Origin of the sequence: Segatella hominis (assembly GCF_004535825.1) — a bacterium.
Classification (GTDB): Bacteria; Bacteroidota; Bacteroidia; order Bacteroidales; family Bacteroidaceae; genus Prevotella; species Prevotella hominis.
This window is the reverse complement of the sequence record NZ_SGVY01000004.1, coordinates 115,078-135,299: the sequence shown is the minus strand read 5'-3', so window position 1 is coordinate 135,299 and position 20,222 is coordinate 115,078. Positions and strand designations below refer to the sequence as shown.

The window sequence follows — 20,222 nt, the reverse complement described above, 5'->3', positions numbered from 1 at the left end:
ACTCTTCACTTAAATTATCGCTGAACGCGACCATTAGCGTTACCACCAGCAAGACTCTCTACCTCGTCAACAGAAACCAGGTTGAAGTCGCCAGGGATAGTGTGCTTCAAAGCAGAAGCAGCTACTGCAAACTCCAAAGCCTCAGCCTGAGTATTCTTAGTCAAGAGACCGTGGATCAAACCGCCAGAGAAAGAGTCACCACCACCTACGCGGTCGATGATTGGGTTGATGTCATAATGCTTGCTCTGGTAGAACTCCTCACCATTGTAGATAAGAGCCTTCCAACCATTGTGTGTAGCAGAGAGAGACTCACGAAGTGTAGAAACTACATACTTGAAGCCAAACTCCTTCATCATACCCTGGAAGATACCATAGTATCCCTCAGCGTCAGTCTTACCACCCTCTACATCGGCATCTGGCTTGAAGCCCAAGCAGAGCTGGGCATCTTCCTCATTACCAATGCAGACATCTACATACTGCATCAATGGACGCATAACAGAGATCGCCTTCTCTGAAGTCCAGAGCTTCTTGCGGAAATTGAGGTCAACAGATACTGTTACACCGTGACGCTTAGCAGCCTCACAAGCCAACTTGGTCAACTCAGCAGCCTTGTCGCTGATAGCAGGAGTAATACCACTCCAGTGGAACCACTGAGCACCCTCCATAATCTTGTCGAAATCGAAATCAGATGGATCTGCCTCAGCGATAGAACTATGAGCACGGTCATAGATTACCTTAGAAGGACGCATAGAAGCACCTGTCTCTGCATAATAGAGACCAACACGGTCGCCACCACGAGCAATGAAATCGGTATTCACGCCATAACGACGGAGGGCGTTAACTGCAATCTGACCAATCTCATGCTTAGGCAACTTAGATACGAAATAAGCCTCATGACCATAGTTAGCTACACTGACTGCTACGTTAGCCTCACCACCACCAGGGATGATACGGAATGAATCACTCTGGATAAAACGATCATTACCTTCTGGAGACAAACGAAGCATGATCTCACCTAATGTTACAATTTTTGCCATTGCTTGAAATGTTTTTTAATTTGTTTCTTTATAGTTGTTCTTCGAATTCAGTATCAAATAATTTGCATTCTGTTCCGAATATCGTGGCAAAAATAATCATAATTTCTCAAATAACGAAACAAAATCGAGTTTTTTTTTAGTTTTTGTGCAAAAAAGTTGCTGTGCATTCGCACAATTCAATTTTTTATTGTAAATTTGTACCGAATATTCTATATGTGGACGTACACTCGAAAATTGGAAGTTCTCAGAATTGCCTTCTTCGCACAGTACACAAGAGAATCGACATATATTATATTAATGTACGCACGTGAAAGAAAGTGCATCATGGACGAAGTTTAATAATAAATGGGTTAAAAACCAGCAAACGCTTAAAACATGGCCGAAAAAATAAGAATCAAGGATATCGCCGAAAGGGCTGGCGTATCTGTAGGTACTGTCGATAGAGTTCTTCACGACCGCCCTAACGTCTCCAAACCTGCCCGCGAAAAAGTGGAACAGGCGCTCAAGGAGATGAACTATCAGCCTAACATGTATGCCAGTGCTCTGGCATACAACAAGTCATATACCTTCTACTTGCTACTTCCGAAGCATGAATCTGAGGCTTACTGGGAGGAGATTGAGGAAGGTGCACGCAAATGTGAGGAAAGCAAACGCGATTTTCACATCAACGTGAAGATCAACTTCTATGAGCGCTCCAGCGAGGAGTCTTTCATCGAACAGGGAAAGGCTATCATCGAAGAAAAGCCGGAGGGGGTCATCATCGTACCTTCATCTCTTGAAATAACCAGAGCGCTTACCGACCAGTTGCATGAGTTGAACATTCCGTTCATCTTGCTCGACTCCTACATGCCTGATCTCCGCCCACTTTCCTTCTTCGGACAGGATTCTTTCTGCAGTGGTTTTTTCGCTGCCAAGATGCTCATGATGCTTGCTTTTAAAGAAAAGGAGATTATGCTGATGAGACAGACAAAGAACGGAATCGTGGTCAGCAAGCAGCAGGACAATCGCGAGGTAGGGTTCCGTCACTATATGCACGACCATTTCCCAAGCGTCAAGATCAATGTGCTCGACCTGCCACTCGATGGTTCCCGCGCTGAGTTCATGAAGATGCTGGAGAAATATTTCGCTACATATCCTGATACACATCATTGCATCACCCTCACCTCGAAAGCTCATATCGTGGGGGACTTCCTGCTGAAGACCAACCGCCGTGATGTTCAAATTATGGGATATGATATGGTGGAGAAGAATGCAAAATGTCTGAGAGAAGGAAGCATCTCCTTCCTTATCGCACAGCATGCCTACATGCAGGGATATAACTGTGTGGAGACGCTCTTCCGGGCACTCGTTCTCAAGAAAAAGGTAACACCCGTGAACTATATGCCTATCGAGTTGTTGATGAAGGAGAACATCGACTTCTACCGCCGAACTCAATTATAGGAAGATAGTAGGAATTAATAGAATTTTATGTAATTATAAATATTAAAAAACATAACTACAGATGAAACAATCAAGCTTTATCAAAATTAACCCTGCCGACTCGGTAGTGGTTTGCTTGTGCCCTATGAAGAAGGGCGAGACCATCGAAGTAGATGGTAAGTCTATCACCCTCTTGCAGGATACTCCTGCCGGACACAAAGTGCTCATTAACGATGCACCTGAAGGAAAGGACATCATCAAGTACGGTTACCCTATCGGTCATGCTAAGAAAGATCTGAAACAGGGTGAGTGGGTCAACGAGAATAACCTCAAGACCAACCTTGCCGGCACTTTGGAATATACTTACAATCCTGTAGATGAGCAGTTGAACATCGAGAAGGAAGACCGCACCTTCCTGGGCTACGTGCGCAAGAATGGTGAGGTCGGTGTAAGAAACGAGATCTGGGTAGTTCCTACCGTAGGCTGCGTGAATGGCATAGCGGAAAAACTGGTAGAGCAACTCAAGGAGGAAACAAAATGCGAAGGCATTGATGCCATCCACGCTTGGCACCACAACTTCGGCTGTTCTCAGCTCTCTGGCGACCACGAGAATACCCGCAAGGTGCTTCGTGACATCTGTCTCCATCCAAATGCTGGTGCTGTGCTCGTTCTTTCACTCGGATGTGAGAACAATCAGCCTGACGAGTTCATGGAGATGCTCGGCGACTATGACAAGGATCGCATCAAGTTGCTCGTGACCCAGCAGGTGGAGGGCGACGAACTGGAAGCGGGTATGGATATGCTCTGGCAGCTCTACGACAAGGCTAAAACTGACAAGCGTCAGGAAGTTCCTGTCAGCAAGTTGCGCGTAGGTTTGAAGTGCGGTGGTTCTGACGGGTTCAGCGGTATTACTGCCAACCCATTGGTAGGTGAGTTCTCTGATTGGCTCGTTGCTCAGGGCGGTACTTCTATCCTTACTGAGGTACCAGAGATGTTCGGTGCAGAGACGATTCTCATGAACCGTTGTGAGAACAAGGAATTGTTCGATAAAACCGTTCACCTCATCAATGATTTCAAGGAATACTTCCTGAGTCATGGCGAACCTGTTGGCGAGAATCCTTCACCAGGCAACAAGGCGGGCGGTATCTCTACATTGGAAGATAAAGCTCTCGGTTGTACACAGAAGTGCGGTCGTGCACCAGTCAGCGGTGTATTGCAGTATGGTGACCGTCTGGAGAAAAATGGTTTGAACCTCCTTTCAGCACCAGGCAACGACCTTGTAGCAGCCACAGCCTTGGCATCAGCAGGATGTCAGTTGGTTCTCTTCACCACCGGTCGCGGTACCCCATTCGGCACCTTCGTACCAACCATGAAGATTTCTACCAACAGCACCTTGGCAAAGAACAAGCCAAACTGGATTGACTTCAATGCCGGCGAGCTCGTAGAGGGCACAGAGATGAAAGATCTCGTACGCAAGTTCATCGACAAGATCATCTCCATAGCCAGTGGAGAGGATGCTCGCAACGAGGAGAATGGTTATCGCGAGATTTCCATCTTCAAAAATGGAGTAACACTTTAAAGAAGTGAAGAACGAAGAGTGTAGAGAGAAGAACCCTACACTCTTACTAAATATAAGAAGAATGAGTAATAAGAAAGGATTGTTGGCTTTATCGCCACTGATTTTATTGATAGCATTGATAGCCCTCTTTACGGGATATTCCGCAGAGGAAAGTCATAAGGATACGAGCCTGTCGCTCACCGTGGCATTCATGATTTCAAGCATATATGCCGTAGCCATCTCGGGCGGTATGCCTATCAGAAAACGCATCGACACCTATAGTCGAGGGGCTGGAGCCAACAACCTCATGCTCATGCTATGGATATATGTGCTGGCTGGTGCATTCGCTGCATCGGCAAAGGCGATGGGAGCAGTAGATGCCACCGTCAACCTTGCCCTGAGCTTGTTGCCAGCCAGCATGATATTACCCGGTCTCTTCCTCGCTGCCTGCTTCATATCGCTCTCGATAGGCACCAGCGTGGGAACCATCGTAGCTCTCGTGCCCATCGCGGCAGGTCTCGCCCACTCTGTGGATGCTAACCTGGCACTGACCGTAGCCATCATCGTGGGTGGAGCCTACTTTGGCGACAACCTGTCTTTTATCTCTGATACAACGGTCGTAGCTACCCAGACACAAGGTTGCCAGATGAGTGACAAGTTTAGGGTAAATGCCCTCATCGTCATCCCTGCTGCCATCATCATCCTGATTATATATGGAATATTGGGCGCAGGAACCAAGGCACCGACCCATATCGATGCGGTACAATACATGAAGGTTCTACCTTATATAGTAGTACTCGTCACGGCTATTGCTGGCATGAATGTGATGGCAGTACTGACATTGGGTTCCATTCTCTGTGGCATCATCGGCATCATCGATGGCGGTTACGACATTTTCGGATGGTTTTCTGCCATGGGAAATGGCGTGATAGGAATGGGAGAACTCATCATCATCGCTATGATGGCAGGAGGTATGCTTGAGATCATCCGTGAAAACGGAGGCATCGACTTCATCATCTCCAAGATTACAGCTCATGTAAACAGCAAAAGAGGTGCCGAACTGTCTATCGCTGCCCTCGTCTCAATGGTGAATATCTGTACTGCCAACAATACGGTGGCGATTCTTACCGTGGGAAATATCTCTAAGAAGATAGGTGACAAGTTTGGGGTAGATAACCGCAAAGCAGCAAGCATACTTGATACCTTCTCCTGTACCATACAGGGATTGATACCATACGGCGTGCAGATGCTCTTGGCGGCAGGACTCTCAGGTCTCAGTCCGCTCGACATCATCCCTTACCTCTATTATCCAATGGCTATCGGCTTAGCAGCCCTATTTGCCATTCTCTTCAGATACCCAAGAAGATTCAGTTAAAGAATAAATAGGAAATTCAGTTTCTGGGAGAAGGAAGAATGAAAGAGAGGAAAATGAAAGGAAATAAGGATTTTTAAAATAAGAATCACGATGGACTTTTTACAGAGAAATCTTTTCACGAAATTGCGCTCGGAAAACTTCGGTACGCAGGAGGAACTGGAGGCGATGACCACCTTCAAGAAAAAGAAGATTGCGCAGATGATGAAAAACCTGAACAACGTGCCTTCAGGGGAAGTGCTCATGCACAACAGTTTTCTCAATAGACGTTTGACCAAGATTCAGAAAGAGGAACCGCACGTCATTGATACGTCCATGGAAACTGTCTATCTGCTCCGACTGATCGTGAGCAATGCCAATGCCATGCTTTCTGGCGGCATCAGCATCAGAGGCATCATCCAACTGGGACAGTATCTGCGCACCAGAGGAGACAAGGTGGATTTCGTAAAACTCGACAATTGGCTCACCAAACTGCATCTGCAGAGAATGGCTCAACTGGAAGGAAGCGTGCTCATCACCTTCTTCAACTTTGAACAGGATGAAATCCCGTTTGTCAAGTTGGTAGAGAGAGGAGCCTATAAATTGACCCTTCGCTCACTATACTACAACATCAAGGACATGGAAGACATCAAGTTCCAGCAATCACAGGTAGGATTCGTGCATACTACAGGCGGTTCCATGCGCAAGAACCTGCGCCGAAGTATGAGATTCTTCGGATATGCACCAATAGAATCTGCCAGCAACTTCTTCAACGGTTTCTTTAGATCACTCTCTGAAATCGAAGAATAAAATATAAAATTTATATAAAAAAAGCGCACGCCTGACTCATATATCAGACGTTTTTCGTAACTTTGCATTTATGAAGCGTATTTTTATAGTAATCATAGCAATAATCATGTCCCTCGGCATCCAGGCGCAAGTGCAATGCGAGGATACCTGTCAGCATGTACATGGCATCGACCTGAGCCACTATCAGGGCAATGTGTTCTGGGAAACTGTAGGTGATAACTCCAAAATGGCTTACGTATATCTCAAAGCCACGGAAGGAGCAACCAACGTGGACAGTAAATATAAACAAAACATAGATCTGGCTCATAGATATGGACTGAAAGTGGGTTCATATCATTTCTATCGTGCCCGTATTCCACAACAGACTCAGTTGGAAAACTTCATGGCACAATGCCGACCTGGCGATCAGGATCTGCTGCCGATGATAGACGTGGAAACCAAGAGTAACCTGCCTACAAAGGAATTCTGTGACTCGCTCTTCAAGTTCCTGCATCTCGTGGAGAAAGCCTACAAGCAGAAACCGCTCGTCTATACAGGTGCCAACTTCTACGACAACTACCTGCTCGGCAAGCTCAACAGTTACAAGATCATGATAGCCCAATACAGCAAGCGAGAGCCTGTGCTACGTGATGGCAGGGATATTGAGATGTGGCAATATACCGGAAAAGGACGACTCAATGGCGTAAACGGATATGTAGATAAAAGCCGGTTTATGGGAAAACATAAGTTGAGAGAAATCAGATTCCGACACCGATAAAGGGGAATCAGGATCTGATAACGAGAAAGCAAGAATTATTTAGTAATATATAATATTTTGAAATAACATGGCAATTATAAAATGTCCAGAGTGCGGACATCAAATCAGTGACAAAGCACCCGTTTGCCCAAGTTGCGGCGTAGAAATAGCAGGCAAGGTTATCAAATGCCCTAACTGCGGAGAGGTTTACTTCAAGGTTCAGGAGATGTGTCCTAACTGTCATCGACCTACTTATCAGGCTCAGGTGCCACCCGTTACAGACCCAAAGCCTGTAACTCCACCTGTACCTCCTGTACCACCGACAACTCCTGCGGCACCAGCTTCACCGGTTTCTCCTACTCCATCAGCAACTCCAACTGCTCCGGCAACACCTCGCCCTACAGCACAGGGATCCAAGCAAGATGCAGAGGGAAAGGAACAGCCAAAACAGAAGAAGCCAGGTCTGGTCTTCATCATATCAGCCATTTTCTCTATTCTGGTATGCGGCATTTTCTATTATTTCTACGACAGTGCCAACAAGAACAAGGAACAGGAGGCTTACGAATATGCAATGCAGAGCTCTGACCCGATGGTACTCAAAAGTTACCTGGATACATACAAGGATGCAGATGAGGCTCACCGCGATTCTATCACTGCACATCTCAACATGCTGCAACAGGTAGATCAGGACTGGACCAATGCCCTCGTCAGTGATTCCAAAGAAGCTCTGGAAGCATACCTGCAGAAATATCCAAACACACCGCATAAGAACGAGATTTGGAATAAGATAGACTCCATTGACTGGCAGTTAGCCCAGAGAGACAACTCGGTGGATGCTTATCAGGCATACCTGGATGCACATGCCGACGGTGCTCATATCGAAGAGGCTGAGATTGCCATGAAGAAAATCAAGAGCAGTGTGGTACAGCCAGAAGAGAAGCAGATGGTAAGCGGTCTCTTCCGACAGTTCTTCCAGAGCATCAACTCACGCAATGAGGATGGTCTGACGGCAACTTGCGAGGATATCCTCTCTTCGCTGCTCGGCAAGGCTTCTGCCACCAAGTCAGATGTGGCTACTTTCATGCACAAACTCTACAAGGAAGATGTAAGCAATATGAACTGGCACCTCAACAACGACTACCAGATCAAGAAACGCGAGGTAGGCGATCAGGAATATGAATTCCAGGTACAGTTCTCTGCTCGTCAGGACATCGACAAGACAGATGGCAGCAAGGTAGAGAACAAATTCAAGATCAACGCTACCGTTTCGCCAGACGGAAAGGTTTCTGCTTTCAACATGGCGAAGGTTACCGCAGAATAATTTTCAGGTATGAAAGGTAAGAAGATAACAGGTTAAACTCAAAAACAAAAAAACTCCGATGTGATTGATATCCATCGGAGTTTTACTTTTTAACAACAAAATGTTATATTGCAACCTATTACCTTATTTTGCTTCTTTCATTTCTTTCAGCAATTCCTTCTGACGCTCGGTGAGTCCCGTAGGAAGTTTCACATTATAGGTGATAATCAGGTCACCGAATGTGCCGTCGCCTCGGTCATAACCCTTGCCACGAACACGAACCTTCGTACCATTCTGCGTCTCTGGTTTGATCTTCAGTTTGATCTTTGAGCCATTGCTCAATTTCACAATACCTTCACCTCCCAACAAGGCAGTGTACATATCGATATTCACATTCATGTTCATCTCACCAGTACTATGACGGGCATTACCACCACATCCGCCGTTGCAACCACCAGCACCGAAATCAGCCCCAGCGTTTCCGCCAAAACCACCGAAACCGCCAAAGCCTCCAGCACCACCAGCGCTACGGCCACGACCACCGAAGAGATTTTCGAAGAAGCTACTGAAACCGCTGCCTCCCGAACCGAAATTACTGAAATCGAAGCCCTCAAACGGATTGCCGCCACCAGCACCACCGCCGCCGAAGCCTCCAAATCCACCACCAGCCTGTTCATAAGCCTGCGCATTCTTCCACTGTTCGCCATACTGATCATATTTGGCGCGCTTATCTGGATCGGAGATGACATCATAGGCTTCATTCAAAGCCTGGAATTTTGCCTTCGCCTTCGGATCGTTAGGATGCAAGTCGGGATGGAACTGCTTTGCGCGTTTACGATAAGCAGCTCTGACATCCTTCTGAGGGATATTCTTATCCACACCGAGAATCTTATAATAATCTACAAATGCCATAATTACAATTCCTCCATTTTTAAAGTTTTTAGCAATTATCCTACAAAAAGTATGCCGTATTCATTTCTTTTTTGTAATTTTGCATCCAAATGGGAAATTTTCATGTGGACTGACAGAAATAATGACCCATCTGTCAGAAACAGTGACATACCCATTCACTGATACTTGATTTACAGAAATTAATAAATTCTTTCAGTTATGAAACAATTAATGGCCGCGCTACTGATGGCGCTAACTCTTAATCCAAATGCAATCATGGCTAAACAAAGAACTGTCAAGCTAAGAGTAATAGAAACCAGTGACGTACACGGTTCCTTCTTCCCTTACGATTTCATCAACCGCAAGCCGAAGGCTGGTTCGCTCGCTCGTGTTTCTTCATACGTGGATTCTCTCCGCCAAACCTACAAGGATAATCTCATCCTGCTGGAAAACGGAGATATCCTGCAGGGACAACCTACCTGCTACTATTATAATTATATCGCCACGAAGGAAAGAAACGTGGCAGCGGATGTGGTAAACTACTTGAAGTATGACGCACAAACCTTTGGTAATCACGATGTTGAAACCGGTCATGCGGTTTACGACAAATGGATCAAGGAGCTCAACTGTCCTGTGATCGGTGCCAATATCATCGACACCAAGACACAGGCTCCTTACGTGAAACCTTATATCATCCTCAACCGCGAGGGTGTAAAGATTGCCGTCCTGGGCATGATTACTCCTGCCATCCCTAACTGGTTGGCAGAAAACCTCTGGAGCGGTCTCCGCTTTGAGAACATGGTGACTTCTGCCAAGTACTGGATGAAGCAGTTGCAGGAGAAGGAAGACCCGGATGTTGTGATCGGTCTCTTCCATAGCGGTTGGGACGGCGGCATCAAGACCGAGGAATACGAGGAAGATGCAGCACAGAAGGTGGCACAGGAGGTTCCGGGATTCGACCTGGTACTCTTCGGTCACGACCATACCCGCCATTGCAAGACCATCACCAATAATGAGGGCAAGCAGGTGGTTTGTCTCGACCCTGCCAACAATGCCATCAGCGTGGCAGATGCAGAAATCACCATCACCATCGATGAGCATACCATCAACAACAAGACGGCGCATATCCTGCAGAACAAGCAGGTGCATGGCAAGATAGCAGACGTGACAGACTGTCCTATCGATGAGAAATTCATGGCAGCCTTCAAGCCTCAGATGGAAGCGGTAGATAAGTATGTCAACAAGGAAATCGGAACTTTCAAGAACGCCATCTACAGTCGTGAGGCATTCTTCGGCGATTGCGCTTTCAATGATTTCATCCTCAACCTGATGCTCCAGATTACCAAGGCCGACATCGCTTTCAATGCTCCGCTGCAGATGAATGCTGTCATTGAGGAGGGACCTATCCGTGTCAGCGATATGTTCAATCTCTATAAATATGAGAACGGACTCTATACCATGCGCCTCACCGGTGAAGAGATACGCAAGCATCTGGAAATGAGCTACGACCTCTGGGTCAACACCATGAAGAGTCCTGACGACCATCTCCTGCTGCTGGATGAAAAGACTTTCGGCGACCAGCAACGACTCGGTTTCAAGAACTTCTCTTTCAATTTCGACAGTGCTGCGGGCATCGACTACGAGGTGGATGTCACCAAGCCAGACGGAGAGAAGGTGAAGATCCTGCGCATGAGCAACGGACAACCTTTCGATGAGAAGAAATTCTACAATGTGGCAGTGAACAGTTATCGCGGCAATGGCGGTGGTGAACTCCTGACCAAGGGTGCCGGTATTCCAAAGGAAGAACTGGAGAAGCGCATCGTATATCGCAGTGAGAAAGACCAGCGTTTCTATCTCATGGAGGAGATTTCACGCATGGGCGAAATTGAGGCAAAGGCTAACGGCAACTGGAAATTTGTGCCAGAGAATTGGGTGAAGCCTGCCGCAGAAAGAGACTATCAACTTTTATTCGGTAAGAAAAAATGAAATATTGGTTTATATTCTGCAAGACGGATATCGTCTTGGAAAAGAGAGAAGACGGAACCTACACGATTCCATGCAGTGAGGAGTGCCCGATAGAGACGAAGCCCTGGACACATATCCTCAACATTACTCCGATGGAGGATGGTACGGAGGTGAAAACGTTCACTATTCCTGAACCTATCACAGACAATCCGAAATACGAGATGTGCGGCCTCCGTCCCAGTTTCTACAAGCTCTCTCCGGCACTCTACCAGAAGGCTGGCAAGTGTCAGGAATTGAACTACTGGGACCAGAATACCCACTTCTGCGGTGTCTGCGGTGCGCCTATGGAAATGGCGACAGATATCAGTAAGAAATGTACCAACTGCGGCAAACAGGTTTGGCCTTCCCTCGCCACAGCCATCATCGTACTCATCCACAAGGGCGATGAGGTGCTTCTTGTTCATGCCCGCAACTTCAAGGGTAATTTCGACAGTCTCGTAGCGGGATTCGTAGAGACTGGTGAGAGCCTGGAGGAAGCCGTTCACCGTGAGGTGATGGAGGAAACCGGACTCACCATTACCAATATCAAATACTTCGGTTCCCAGCCGTGGCCTTATCCGAGCGGACTGATGATTGGTTTTACAGCCGACTACGTAGATGGGGAGATTCATCTTCAGAAAGAAGAACTCTCCCGCGGAAGATGGTTTAGGAAGGACAATCTCCCTATCCTCCCCGAGAAACTTTCCATCGCCAGAAAGCTTATTGATGCCTGGTTGGAAGAAAAATAATTCATTAACGGTAAAACATATAGGTGTATGTCAACGAATAAAGAGAAACTCTGGAATGCAAACTATGTGAAGGTGATGACAACCAATTTCCTGTTGTACTTTGCCTTCTACCTTCTTACTCCCCTGCTCCCACTCTATCTGAGCGAGACTTTCGGAGCAACGAAGGATACCATTGGAATCGTACTGAGCGGCTATACCGTGGCAGCTCTCATCATCCGACCATTCAGTGGATATGTAGTCGATAGTTTCTCCCGAAAGAAGGTACTCATGTTCTGTTTGTCGGGCTTTGCCATCTTCTTTGCCGGTTATATCGCCGCTGGCACCATCCTCATGTTTGCCATTTGCCGTACCCTTCATGGCGGTCCTTTCGGTGCAGTCACAGTAGCCAACAGTACCTGTGCCATCGATGTACTCCCTTCGAGCCGCCGCAATGAAGGTATCGGTCTCTATGGATTGAGCAATAACTTCGCCATGGCTATTGCTCCATCCATAGGAATTTATCTCCACGATTTCGTGGGGAGCTACATGGTTCTTTTCTGGATAGCCTTTTTGGTGGCTTTAGCCTCTGTAGTTATCGCAGGAACCATCCGCTTACCAGAGAAGGAAATCATCAAGAACAAGGAGAAAATCTCTTTCGACCGTTTCTTCCTGACCCGTGCCTGGTTGCTCGCCATCAATATCGCCATGTTTGGTTTCTGTTGGGGAGTCCTCAGCAATTACCTTGCCATCTACAGCAAGGAGGAATTGGGCATTACGGGAGGAACCGGCACCTATTTTGCCATTCTTTCCATCGGTCTCTTCACCTCCCGTCTGCAAGGTCGTAAGGCATTGAGCCAAGGTAAGTTAACTCAGAATGCAGCCGAAGGTATGTGCATTTCTCTGGTGGGATTCCTTCTCTTCGTAGGCGTTCATCATCCGATAGCTTATTATCTCTCTGCTGCCCTCATCGGACTGGGCAATGGACACCTCTACCCTGCTTTCCTCAACATGTTTATCAATGTAGCCCGCCACGACCAACGAGGTACTGCCAACAGTAGTATTCTTACCGGTTGGGATTTAGGTTTCGGTATCGGTTGTCTTTTAGGAGGCGTCGTGGCAGAACATTTCAGTTACAATACAACTTTCTGGATGGTAGCGATAGAAAATGCTGCCAGTGTAGCCCTCTTTTTCCTCGCTTCCAAGAAATTCTTTGAGAAAAGAAGAAGAATGGAATAGAAAACCGAAATTTTAGAAAAAATATAAATATAATTCTAAAATAATATTAATGTAACGGGATTGTAACAATTACAAAGTATAGAAATTCGAAAATTATTCATATCTTTGTACCCAAAAAGGGGCTTTCAGACGAATGTCCCATCTGAATAGAATCAACAAATAAGATAATTAAAGTTTACAGCTATAGTCTAATAGAGACATCAATACTCTATGCATGTAAAAGTAAGTATATATAAAAGTTTTAGTGGATAAAAAAATGATTGATTTACTGAGAAAATCGTATGATGGGGGGGCAAATGGTCTTCTCACCATCACATGTATTATGTTATTCGGGTTATTTTTGGGTGGAGCTAATTCACATGTTAAAGCTTCAGACTCAAAAACATTAACTGCACATCAAAAAACTACAAAAAATGCAACAACTCTGGGTACTTCTACTCAGAGCAATAAAGCACAACTTGATGTGAGTAAATTGGTGGGGGCAGATCCTGAGAATCTTGCAACACTAAACGACGCATGTCGAGAAACTCCCAATAATCCAAAGTATGCTGATTCAACATTCCTTCTTCTGAATGTTAGAACAGAAAAGTTCTTTAACATCGGTGGCGCATACGGTCGACATGCCAGTTTAAGTAATACGGGTATGTATCTTTGGATTTGGAAAAATTCAACAACTCAAGACACTTACAATATCCGTACACTTCAGAATTATGTAAAAAAGACTGAAACCGTAGATAATCAATACAATTATGTCCAGTATTATATAGATAGTAAGCATGATGGTGTTTATTTAGATTGTCTTCCATCAAACGCCTCGTATAAATACGGTTGGAAATTCGAACAAGCTGACGGATATGATGCACAAACCAACAAAATTTATAAGATTTCTACATACGGAGACAAAGATGGAAACTGCAGATATTTAACGGCAACACCAGATGATCCAGAAGGTAATTTCTGTAACGCAATAAGCGAAACACCACAAAACAGTGAGTATCAACTTTGGAAGTTAATCACATTAAAGGAATATTACGAGCTTTTTAATGCTTCTCCATCAGATCTTTCCTCTCCAATTGATGCCACATTCTTGATTCAGAATCCTGGCTTTAATTACAATAGATCAAATTCTGAAAAGTGGTTGGTTCCCCAAAACCCAGACAATGTCCGTTTTGGTGTCGAAGGGTTTTATAAGAAAAAAACAGAAAATTACTACAAAGGAGAAGCTTCCAATAACGATGAGTATCTTTATAAAAACGGAAAATATTTCTGCGGAGATATAAAAGAAAGGCATAATACAGAAATACATCAATTGGTGACTGTAGATAAAGCAGGCTGGTATATTGTCCGCTGTAATGGCTTCAGCAACACAAATGGTTTGGCAAAGTTATTTGTTAATTCATTTTATGTAGGAAAAACGGCATCAACTACCCTCAATCCTTTAGAAGCCAATGGTCCTAAAGATTTATTAGAAGCAGGTAAAGAATTCTACAATGACAAGTACGAGAATGAGGTCATGATTCATTTAACTACCGAAGATTTAGCAAACATGGGTGGATTTCTTATCATCGGCATCAAGGTAGAGAACGCTAACACCCCTGCCACTGGCGAATGGACAGCCTTCGACAATTTCCGCTTGCTCTATGCTGGCGAATCTACTAATGCACCAGACCTTGTGCTTGATGAGAACAACCCAGACTTGAGATATCTGACAGAGACCATAGAGGAGTATAAAAACTGTATTCTCCACTTGAACCGCTCTTTTGAACTCAACAAATGGAATACACTCATCCTGCCAGTTAATCTGACATACGGACAGATGAGATACACCTTCGGCGATGAGGTAAAATTGGCAAAGTTATATAAACTCACACCAAACAGCGTACGCTTCAAGACCGTGGAATGCGATAGTGATAATGACGTTATGCTCGAAGCATTTACACCCTATATCATCAAGCCTACCAAAGCAGCAGGAGAGAATCCTGCTTACATGACACCTCGTCTCAAGAATGCAGAACACGGGTACTGGCTCGACGAGAATGAAAGTATCTCTTACGCAGAAGAAGGCATTGGACGATACACAGGTGGTAAGGTCAGCATCAAAGCTAACCATTACGATATTCAAGGCGTAACATTGGACAGGACCTTGCTAAATGATAATCTCGACAAGCATTGGGTTTCAAAATATACTACAAGTACAACTGCCACAGATGCAGACAACAACAAGATGGTATGCAAGGGAACCATGGCAAAGACCTTCTATATAAAGGATGGTAAGGGATACTTCTATGAGGATGAAGGAGTAAAGCGTGACGATCTGCATGGAGATTACTTCATGAACAAGGGAACCATGTATAAAGTTCCTGCTAATAAACAGTATGGTCTGAAGGCTTTCCGCTGCTGGTTTGAGTTGACAAACACAACAGATAAAGGCACCAACATCACTTCTCCTGCCAAGGATGTAAAACTGTTTATCAATGAAATTGAGGATGAAACAACAGGTATCGGCGACATCATCACCGACCCAGCATTCTCTCACGTTGCCTATCAGTATGATGGTGTCTATAACCTCCAGGGACAACTCGTTCGACAGGGCACCTCACTCGAAGGATTGCCACAGGGAATCTACATTGTTAAAGGTAAAAAAGTAAAAAGGTAAAAAAGTAAAAGAAGAAAACTTATATGAGAAAAGAATATATATCGCCAGAAATCAAGCTGTTAGTGATTGATGAATTATGCACTATGAAATATGGGTCAATAGTAAGCGGCGAGTCAGACGTTGTTATTGACGGCTTCGACGTTTCAGAAGATACTCCAGATAAAGGGGATGAAAATTGGTGGGATAATACAGACAATTGGGGTGGTTGTTAATACCATCCCAATGACCCTCACAACGAGTCTCCCAATTCACATTCTATGATTCTTAAAAATTCCACTTTATTACTATAGAAAAATCCCTGCCCAGCCTGGGTATATTTTTCTCCCTGCCCACGCAAAAATTTTTGCGTGGGCAGGGAGAAAAAAAAGTGGGTACAGAGATAAAAAATCGCTTCTTTCGAATCTTTTCGAAAGAAGCGATTTTGTGTTATCATTTAAACGATTTTCTATCCTTTAGATGTGGCATCATTTAGAATGGAAGATCGTCTGCACTACCACCAGCATTGGCATCAGCAGCAGGAGCTACATTCTGAGCTGGAGGGAATGGAGCAGTTGCACCACCAGCAGGAGCAGCAGGAGCACCCATTGGAGGGAATGGAGCTGCACCAGGCTGAACACCACCCATCATGCCAACAGCATTAGGATCTACCTTCACTACATTCCAGGCACGTACATTGTTAAACCAACGACCATTATATTCGTGAGCATCAATGTCGAATGAAACATTAATCTCCTCACCACTCTGTATGTTGAACTGAGCCAGACGGTCAGCGCCAAATACGTCAAACACTAATTTCTTAGGATATTGCTCGTGAGTCTCGATGACAAACGACTGCGACTTCCACTCGCCTCTTGCAGAGACACCGCTTCTTTCAGGCAAAACGGCAATGACCTTTCCTTGTAATTCCATATATTTCTCGATTAATATTTTGTTTTAAAAACGAAGAAAGTTACCTTTCAGTTTGCGAAATTACTAAAAATAGTTCAAAAACTAAAACATTTCTCTGTTTTTTTTGCCTATAACCGATATTTTTTGTATTTTTGTGCTCATATTACAGCTTTTAGGAAACAACAAGTTGCCTACTGGCTCGTCATATAACAGAAACAATAGATTAATAACAACAATATCAGTAACAGATAATATTTAAAATACAAAATACTCATGAGATTTACATTATCCAGTACTGCGTTGAGCAATAAGCTCAACATGCTTGCCAAGGTCATCGGTGGAAAGAACTCTCTGCCTATCCTTGACTGTTTCTTATTCCAAGTAGCCGGAGGCGAGATGACCATCACAGCCAGCGACAGTGACAATATTCTCAAGACTACCATCGAACTCACAGAGTGCGACGGTGAAGGAGAATTCTGTATCCCTAACAAGGTTATCCTCGAATCTCTCAAGGAACTCCCTGAGCAGCCACTCGATTTCGATATCGATACTGAGGGCACCTTGGCTATCAAGATCTTATACCAGAATGGTCTCTATAACTTTACAGCGCAAAGTGCTGATGAATATCCTCGCACACAGAGCGTTAACGATGCTGCACATACAGTAGCCATCGACGCAGATGTGCTCATCGACAATATCACCCGTACCCTCTTTGCTACTGCCAACGACCAGTTGCGCCCTGTGATGAATGGTATCTACTTCGATTTGACACCAGAATCACTCAACATTGTAGCCAGTGACGGACATAAGTTGGTACGCAACAAGAACTTCACTATCAAGAGCGATACTCCTGCTGCTTTCGATCTTCCTAAGAAGCCAGCTACACTCCTGAAGAACATCCTCTCACGCGAAGAAGGTGACGTAACCATCAAGTTTGATGAGAAGAGTGCAGAGATTCTCTTTACAGACGGTAGTTTGAGATGTATTCTCTACGAGGGAAAATACCCAAGCTACAACTCTGTGATTCCAAACAACCCTAACGAGGTGACTGTAGATCGCCGTGCCCTGATCAGTGCCTTGCGCCGTGTCATGCCATTCGCCAGCGAAAGCAGCCAGTTGGTTCGCCTCAAGATAGACAACAACCACATGGAGGTTTCATCAGAGGATGTAGATTTCGCTACATCAGCCAAGGAACAGCTCGTATGCGAGTCAAACAATACCAACATGAGCATCGGTTTCAAGGGCAGCAGCTTGCAGGAGATTCTCAACAACCTCAGCAGCGAGCAGGTGATTATCCAACTTGCAGACCCAAGTCGTGCCGGTATTATCGTTCCAGCCGAACAGCCTGAAAACGAAGATGTCCTCATGCTGCTCATGCCTATGTTGCTCAACGACTAATCACGCAGAAAAAGGAAAAGAAAGAAAATGAAACTGAATCTTAAGAAACCATTGATCATCTTTGATTTGGAGACTACGGGTCTCGACTTCATCAAAGACCGCATCATACAGATGTCATATATTAAGGTCAGTCCAGACGGCACGGAGGTTCGAAAGAACCTCTTTGTCAATCCGGGAAGACCAATTCCACAAGAGGTGGTAGAACTGACTGGTATCAGCGATGAGGACGTGAAAGACGCGCCTACCTTCAAGCAGTTGGCTGCCACACTCGAACAGGAATTTACCGGTTGCGACTTTGCCGGTTACAACTCCAACCATTTCGATGTACCTATGCTCGCAGAGGAGTTCCTCCGTGCAGGCATCGACTTCGACTTCAACAAGTGCCGCCTCATCGACGCACAGACTATCTTCATGAAGATGGAGCGACGCAACTTAGCTGCAGCCTATAAGTTCTATTGCGGCAGAAAGATGGAGGAAGACTTCGAGGCTCACCGTGCCGATCAGGATACAGAGGCTACCTACCGTGTACTCATGGGTGAATTGGACAGATATGCTCCAGGCGTACAGGAAGAACCGGACCGTGTACTCAACAATGATATGGATGAGCTTGCAGCATTCTCTAAGCAGAAGGACAACGTGGATTTCGCCGGACGCATCATCTGGAAAGAAGTAGTGGATGCCAACGGAAAAGCAGTGCTCGACGAGAAAGGTGAACCACTCAAGCACGAGGTGTTCAACTTCGGTAAGTACAAAGGTTGGGATGTGGCAGAAATCCTTTCCAAAGACCCAGGCTATTACACCTGGATATTAGGAAGCGAATTTACCAACAACACCAAGCAGGTACTCACCCGCATCCGTCTCCGTGAGTACAATAAACGAATGGGAAAGTAATTTCTTCTAATCACAGATTATGTTAAAAGGAAAGAAAATCGTATTGGGCATCACAGGCTCGATTGCAGCCTATAAAGCCTGCCTGATTATACGAGGATTCATCAAGCGGGGCGCTAAGGTTCAGGTGGTCATCACTCCTGCCGGAAAGGAGTTTATTACCCCTATCACCCTCTCTGCCCTCACTCATAAACCCGTGGTAAGCGAGTTCTTCTCTCAGCGCGACGGCACCTGGAACTCTCATGTAGATCTCGGTCTCTGGGCAGACGCAATGGTCATCGCTCCTTGTACGGCTTCTACCATGGGAAAGATGGCAAACGGTATCGCTGACAATATGCTGATTACCACCTATCTCTCCATGAAGGCTCCTGTCTTCCTGGCTCCAGCCATGGATCTCGATATGTATAAGCATCCTTCTACGCAAGCCAACATGGCAAGACTGAAGGAATACGGCAATATCATCATCGAATCGGCTTCAGGATTCCTTGCCAGCGGATTGGAGGGTAAAGGACGTATGGAAGAACCTGAGGTCATCGTGGATTACATCGACCAGTATTTCGACCTGCTGGACGGAATGAAGGATGGAAACAAGGAAGGCATGAAGGACTGTATCAAGGGAAAGGATCTGATGGGGAAACGTATCCTTATCACAGCCGGACCTACCTATGAGAAGATAGATCCTGTGCGCTTTATCGGCAACTATTCTTCTGGCAAAATGGGATTTGCCGTGGCTGAGGAATGCCGACAGAGAGGGGCTGACGTAACCCTCGTTGCCGGACCAGTATCACTCTCCTGTCATGAGGATATCCACCGCATCGACGTGGAGAGCTGTGAGGAGATGTATCAGGCTGCCACGAAGGCTTTTGAAGGAAAGACCGATGGAAACTCAACGGGCAGCAAGATGGATGCAGCTATTCTTTGTGCCGCAGTGGCTGATTTCAAACCTACAGAGGTGGCAGACAGGAAGATCAAGCGCGAAAAGGACGACTTAATCCTTCGCCTGGAACCCACCCACGACATCGCTGCCGCATTGGGACAGATGAAACAGGAAGACCAGCACATCGTAGCCTTCGCACTGGAAACCAATGATGAGGAAACGAATGCAGAGAAGAAGCGTATCAAGAAAAACGCAGACTTCATCGTGCTCAATTCCACCCGCAACCCAGGCACCACCTTCCGGACAGACGAAAATCAAATCACGATTATTTCTGAAAAGGGTAAGATAGAATATGAGAAAAAGCCAAAGACAGAAGTGGCTGCCGACATCATCGATGAATTGGCTAAGCTCTTCTAATATGAAAGGCTTCTGCCTTCAGATACTG

The 20,222-nt window shown here is 45.5% G+C and carries 17 protein-coding genes; 14 read left to right on the top strand and 3 right to left on the bottom strand.

Annotated features, from left to right (window positions below; genetic code table 11):
- Positions 1-14: 14 nt before the first annotated feature.
- Entirely contained in the window at positions 15-1,037 is a 1,023-nt protein-coding gene (locus tag EXN75_RS02575) for a sugar kinase (protein WP_118115694.1), read from the bottom strand.
- 375 nt (positions 1,038-1,412) lie between these two features.
- Between EXN75_RS02575 and EXN75_RS02570 the strand changes: the two genes are divergently transcribed.
- The 6 genes from EXN75_RS02570 (at position 1,413) to EXN75_RS02545 (ending at position 8,232) form a co-directional block, all read left to right on the top strand.
- Complete coding sequence (locus tag EXN75_RS02570; RefSeq protein WP_134842673.1) at positions 1,413-2,477, top strand: LacI family DNA-binding transcriptional regulator; 1,065 nt, start codon at positions 1,413-1,415, stop codon at positions 2,475-2,477.
- Between the two features lie 61 nt (positions 2,478-2,538).
- Positions 2,539-4,035, top strand: coding sequence for a UxaA family hydrolase (locus tag EXN75_RS02565; protein ID WP_134842672.1), 1,497 nt, complete (start codon positions 2,539-2,541; stop codon positions 4,033-4,035).
- Positions 4,036-4,096: 61 nt separating this feature from the next.
- On the top strand, positions 4,097-5,389 hold the full coding sequence (locus EXN75_RS02560) for a Na+/H+ antiporter NhaC family protein (RefSeq protein WP_022111172.1): 1,293 nt from the start codon (positions 4,097-4,099) through the stop codon (positions 5,387-5,389).
- Between the two features lie 90 nt (positions 5,390-5,479).
- Positions 5,480-6,175, top strand: coding sequence for a hypothetical protein (locus tag EXN75_RS02555; protein WP_118115702.1), 696 nt, complete (start codon positions 5,480-5,482; stop codon positions 6,173-6,175).
- 70 nt (positions 6,176-6,245) lie between these two features.
- Complete coding sequence (locus tag EXN75_RS02550; protein WP_134842671.1) at positions 6,246-6,932, top strand: glycoside hydrolase family 25 protein; 687 nt, start codon at positions 6,246-6,248, stop codon at positions 6,930-6,932.
- Positions 6,933-6,999: 67 nt separating this feature from the next.
- Positions 7,000-8,232: a zinc ribbon domain-containing protein gene (locus EXN75_RS02545; protein ID WP_134842670.1), complete on the top strand. Its 1,233-nt coding sequence runs from the start codon at positions 7,000-7,002 to the stop codon at positions 8,230-8,232.
- Positions 8,233-8,355: 123 nt separating this feature from the next.
- On the opposite strand, the gene EXN75_RS02540 is transcribed toward EXN75_RS02545, so the two are convergent.
- Complete coding sequence (locus tag EXN75_RS02540; protein ID WP_134842669.1) at positions 8,356-9,123, bottom strand: DnaJ domain-containing protein; 768 nt, start codon at positions 9,121-9,123, stop codon at positions 8,356-8,358.
- Positions 9,124-9,321: 198 nt separating this feature from the next.
- On the opposite strand from EXN75_RS02540, the gene EXN75_RS02535 reads away from it, so the two are divergent.
- The 5 genes from EXN75_RS02535 (at position 9,322) to EXN75_RS02515 (ending at position 15,938) form a co-directional block, all read left to right on the top strand.
- Positions 9,322-11,088, top strand: coding sequence for a bifunctional metallophosphatase/5'-nucleotidase (locus EXN75_RS02535; protein ID WP_134842668.1), 1,767 nt, complete (start codon positions 9,322-9,324; stop codon positions 11,086-11,088).
- The gene (gene nudC / locus EXN75_RS02530) at positions 11,085-11,855 is read left to right on the top strand and encodes an NAD(+) diphosphatase (protein WP_134842667.1); all 771 of its coding nucleotides are present in this window, start codon (positions 11,085-11,087) and stop codon (positions 11,853-11,855) included. Before EXN75_RS02535 ends, nudC begins: the two co-directional genes overlap by 4 nt.
- A 27-nt stretch (positions 11,856-11,882) precedes the next feature.
- Complete coding sequence (locus EXN75_RS02525; RefSeq protein ID WP_134842666.1) at positions 11,883-13,070, top strand: MFS transporter; 1,188 nt, start codon at positions 11,883-11,885, stop codon at positions 13,068-13,070.
- A gap of 463 nt (positions 13,071-13,533) precedes the next feature.
- Positions 13,534-15,726: a hypothetical protein gene (locus EXN75_RS02520; RefSeq protein ID WP_167639431.1), complete on the top strand. Its 2,193-nt coding sequence runs from the start codon at positions 13,534-13,536 to the stop codon at positions 15,724-15,726.
- Between the two features lie 23 nt (positions 15,727-15,749).
- On the top strand, positions 15,750-15,938 hold the full coding sequence (locus tag EXN75_RS02515; RefSeq protein ID WP_134842664.1) for a hypothetical protein: 189 nt from the start codon (positions 15,750-15,752) through the stop codon (positions 15,936-15,938).
- Between the two features lie 256 nt (positions 15,939-16,194).
- On the opposite strand, the gene EXN75_RS02510 is transcribed toward EXN75_RS02515, so the two are convergent.
- A complete protein-coding gene (locus tag EXN75_RS02510) occupies positions 16,195-16,635 on the bottom strand; it encodes a DUF3127 domain-containing protein (protein ID WP_134842663.1) in 441 nt (146 codons plus the stop codon).
- Between the two features lie 252 nt (positions 16,636-16,887).
- Between EXN75_RS02510 and dnaN the strand changes: the two genes are divergently transcribed.
- From dnaN to coaBC, 3 genes are read left to right on the top strand one after another with little or no spacing between them, the layout of a single operon-like run.
- Positions 16,888-18,012, top strand: coding sequence for a DNA polymerase III subunit beta (dnaN, locus tag EXN75_RS02505; RefSeq protein ID WP_134842662.1), 1,125 nt, complete (start codon positions 16,888-16,890; stop codon positions 18,010-18,012).
- A 27-nt stretch (positions 18,013-18,039) separates the two neighbouring features.
- A complete protein-coding gene (locus tag EXN75_RS02500) occupies positions 18,040-18,903 on the top strand; it encodes a 3'-5' exonuclease (RefSeq protein WP_022111162.1) in 864 nt (287 codons plus the stop codon).
- Positions 18,904-18,922: 19 nt separating this feature from the next.
- Positions 18,923-20,194 (top strand): bifunctional phosphopantothenoylcysteine decarboxylase/phosphopantothenate--cysteine ligase CoaBC, encoded by a 1,272-nt coding sequence (gene coaBC, locus EXN75_RS02495; protein WP_134842661.1) that lies wholly within the window; start codon positions 18,923-18,925, stop codon positions 20,192-20,194.
- Positions 20,195-20,222: the final 28 nt, after the last annotated feature.

What these genes read in the sequence shown, in the direction of transcription:
- EXN75_RS02575 (WP_118115694.1), bottom strand. Translation starts at nt 1,037, where the DNA reads ATGGCAAAAATTGTAACATTAGGTGAGATCATGCTTCGTTTGTCTCCA.
- EXN75_RS02570 (WP_134842673.1), top strand. Translation starts at nt 1,413, where the DNA reads ATGGCCGAAAAAATAAGAATCAAGGATATCGCCGAAAGGGCTGGCGTA.
- EXN75_RS02565 (WP_134842672.1), top strand. Translation starts at nt 2,539, where the DNA reads ATGAAACAATCAAGCTTTATCAAAATTAACCCTGCCGACTCGGTAGTG.
- EXN75_RS02560 (WP_022111172.1), top strand. Translation starts at nt 4,097, where the DNA reads ATGAGTAATAAGAAAGGATTGTTGGCTTTATCGCCACTGATTTTATTG.
- EXN75_RS02555 (WP_118115702.1), top strand. Translation starts at nt 5,480, where the DNA reads ATGGACTTTTTACAGAGAAATCTTTTCACGAAATTGCGCTCGGAAAAC.
- EXN75_RS02550 (WP_134842671.1), top strand. Translation starts at nt 6,246, where the DNA reads ATGAAGCGTATTTTTATAGTAATCATAGCAATAATCATGTCCCTCGGC.
- EXN75_RS02545 (WP_134842670.1), top strand. Translation starts at nt 7,000, where the DNA reads ATGGCAATTATAAAATGTCCAGAGTGCGGACATCAAATCAGTGACAAA.
- EXN75_RS02540 (WP_134842669.1), bottom strand. Translation starts at nt 9,123, where the DNA reads ATGGCATTTGTAGATTATTATAAGATTCTCGGTGTGGATAAGAATATC.
- EXN75_RS02535 (WP_134842668.1), top strand. Translation starts at nt 9,322, where the DNA reads ATGAAACAATTAATGGCCGCGCTACTGATGGCGCTAACTCTTAATCCA.
- nudC (WP_134842667.1), top strand. Translation starts at nt 11,085, where the DNA reads ATGAAATATTGGTTTATATTCTGCAAGACGGATATCGTCTTGGAAAAG.
- EXN75_RS02525 (WP_134842666.1), top strand. Translation starts at nt 11,883, where the DNA reads ATGTCAACGAATAAAGAGAAACTCTGGAATGCAAACTATGTGAAGGTG.
- EXN75_RS02515 (WP_134842664.1), top strand. Translation starts at nt 15,750, where the DNA reads ATGAGAAAAGAATATATATCGCCAGAAATCAAGCTGTTAGTGATTGAT.
- EXN75_RS02510 (WP_134842663.1), bottom strand. Translation starts at nt 16,635, where the DNA reads ATGGAATTACAAGGAAAGGTCATTGCCGTTTTGCCTGAAAGAAGCGGT.
- dnaN (WP_134842662.1), top strand. Translation starts at nt 16,888, where the DNA reads ATGAGATTTACATTATCCAGTACTGCGTTGAGCAATAAGCTCAACATG.
- EXN75_RS02500 (WP_022111162.1), top strand. Translation starts at nt 18,040, where the DNA reads ATGAAACTGAATCTTAAGAAACCATTGATCATCTTTGATTTGGAGACT.
- coaBC (WP_134842661.1), top strand. Translation starts at nt 18,923, where the DNA reads ATGTTAAAAGGAAAGAAAATCGTATTGGGCATCACAGGCTCGATTGCA.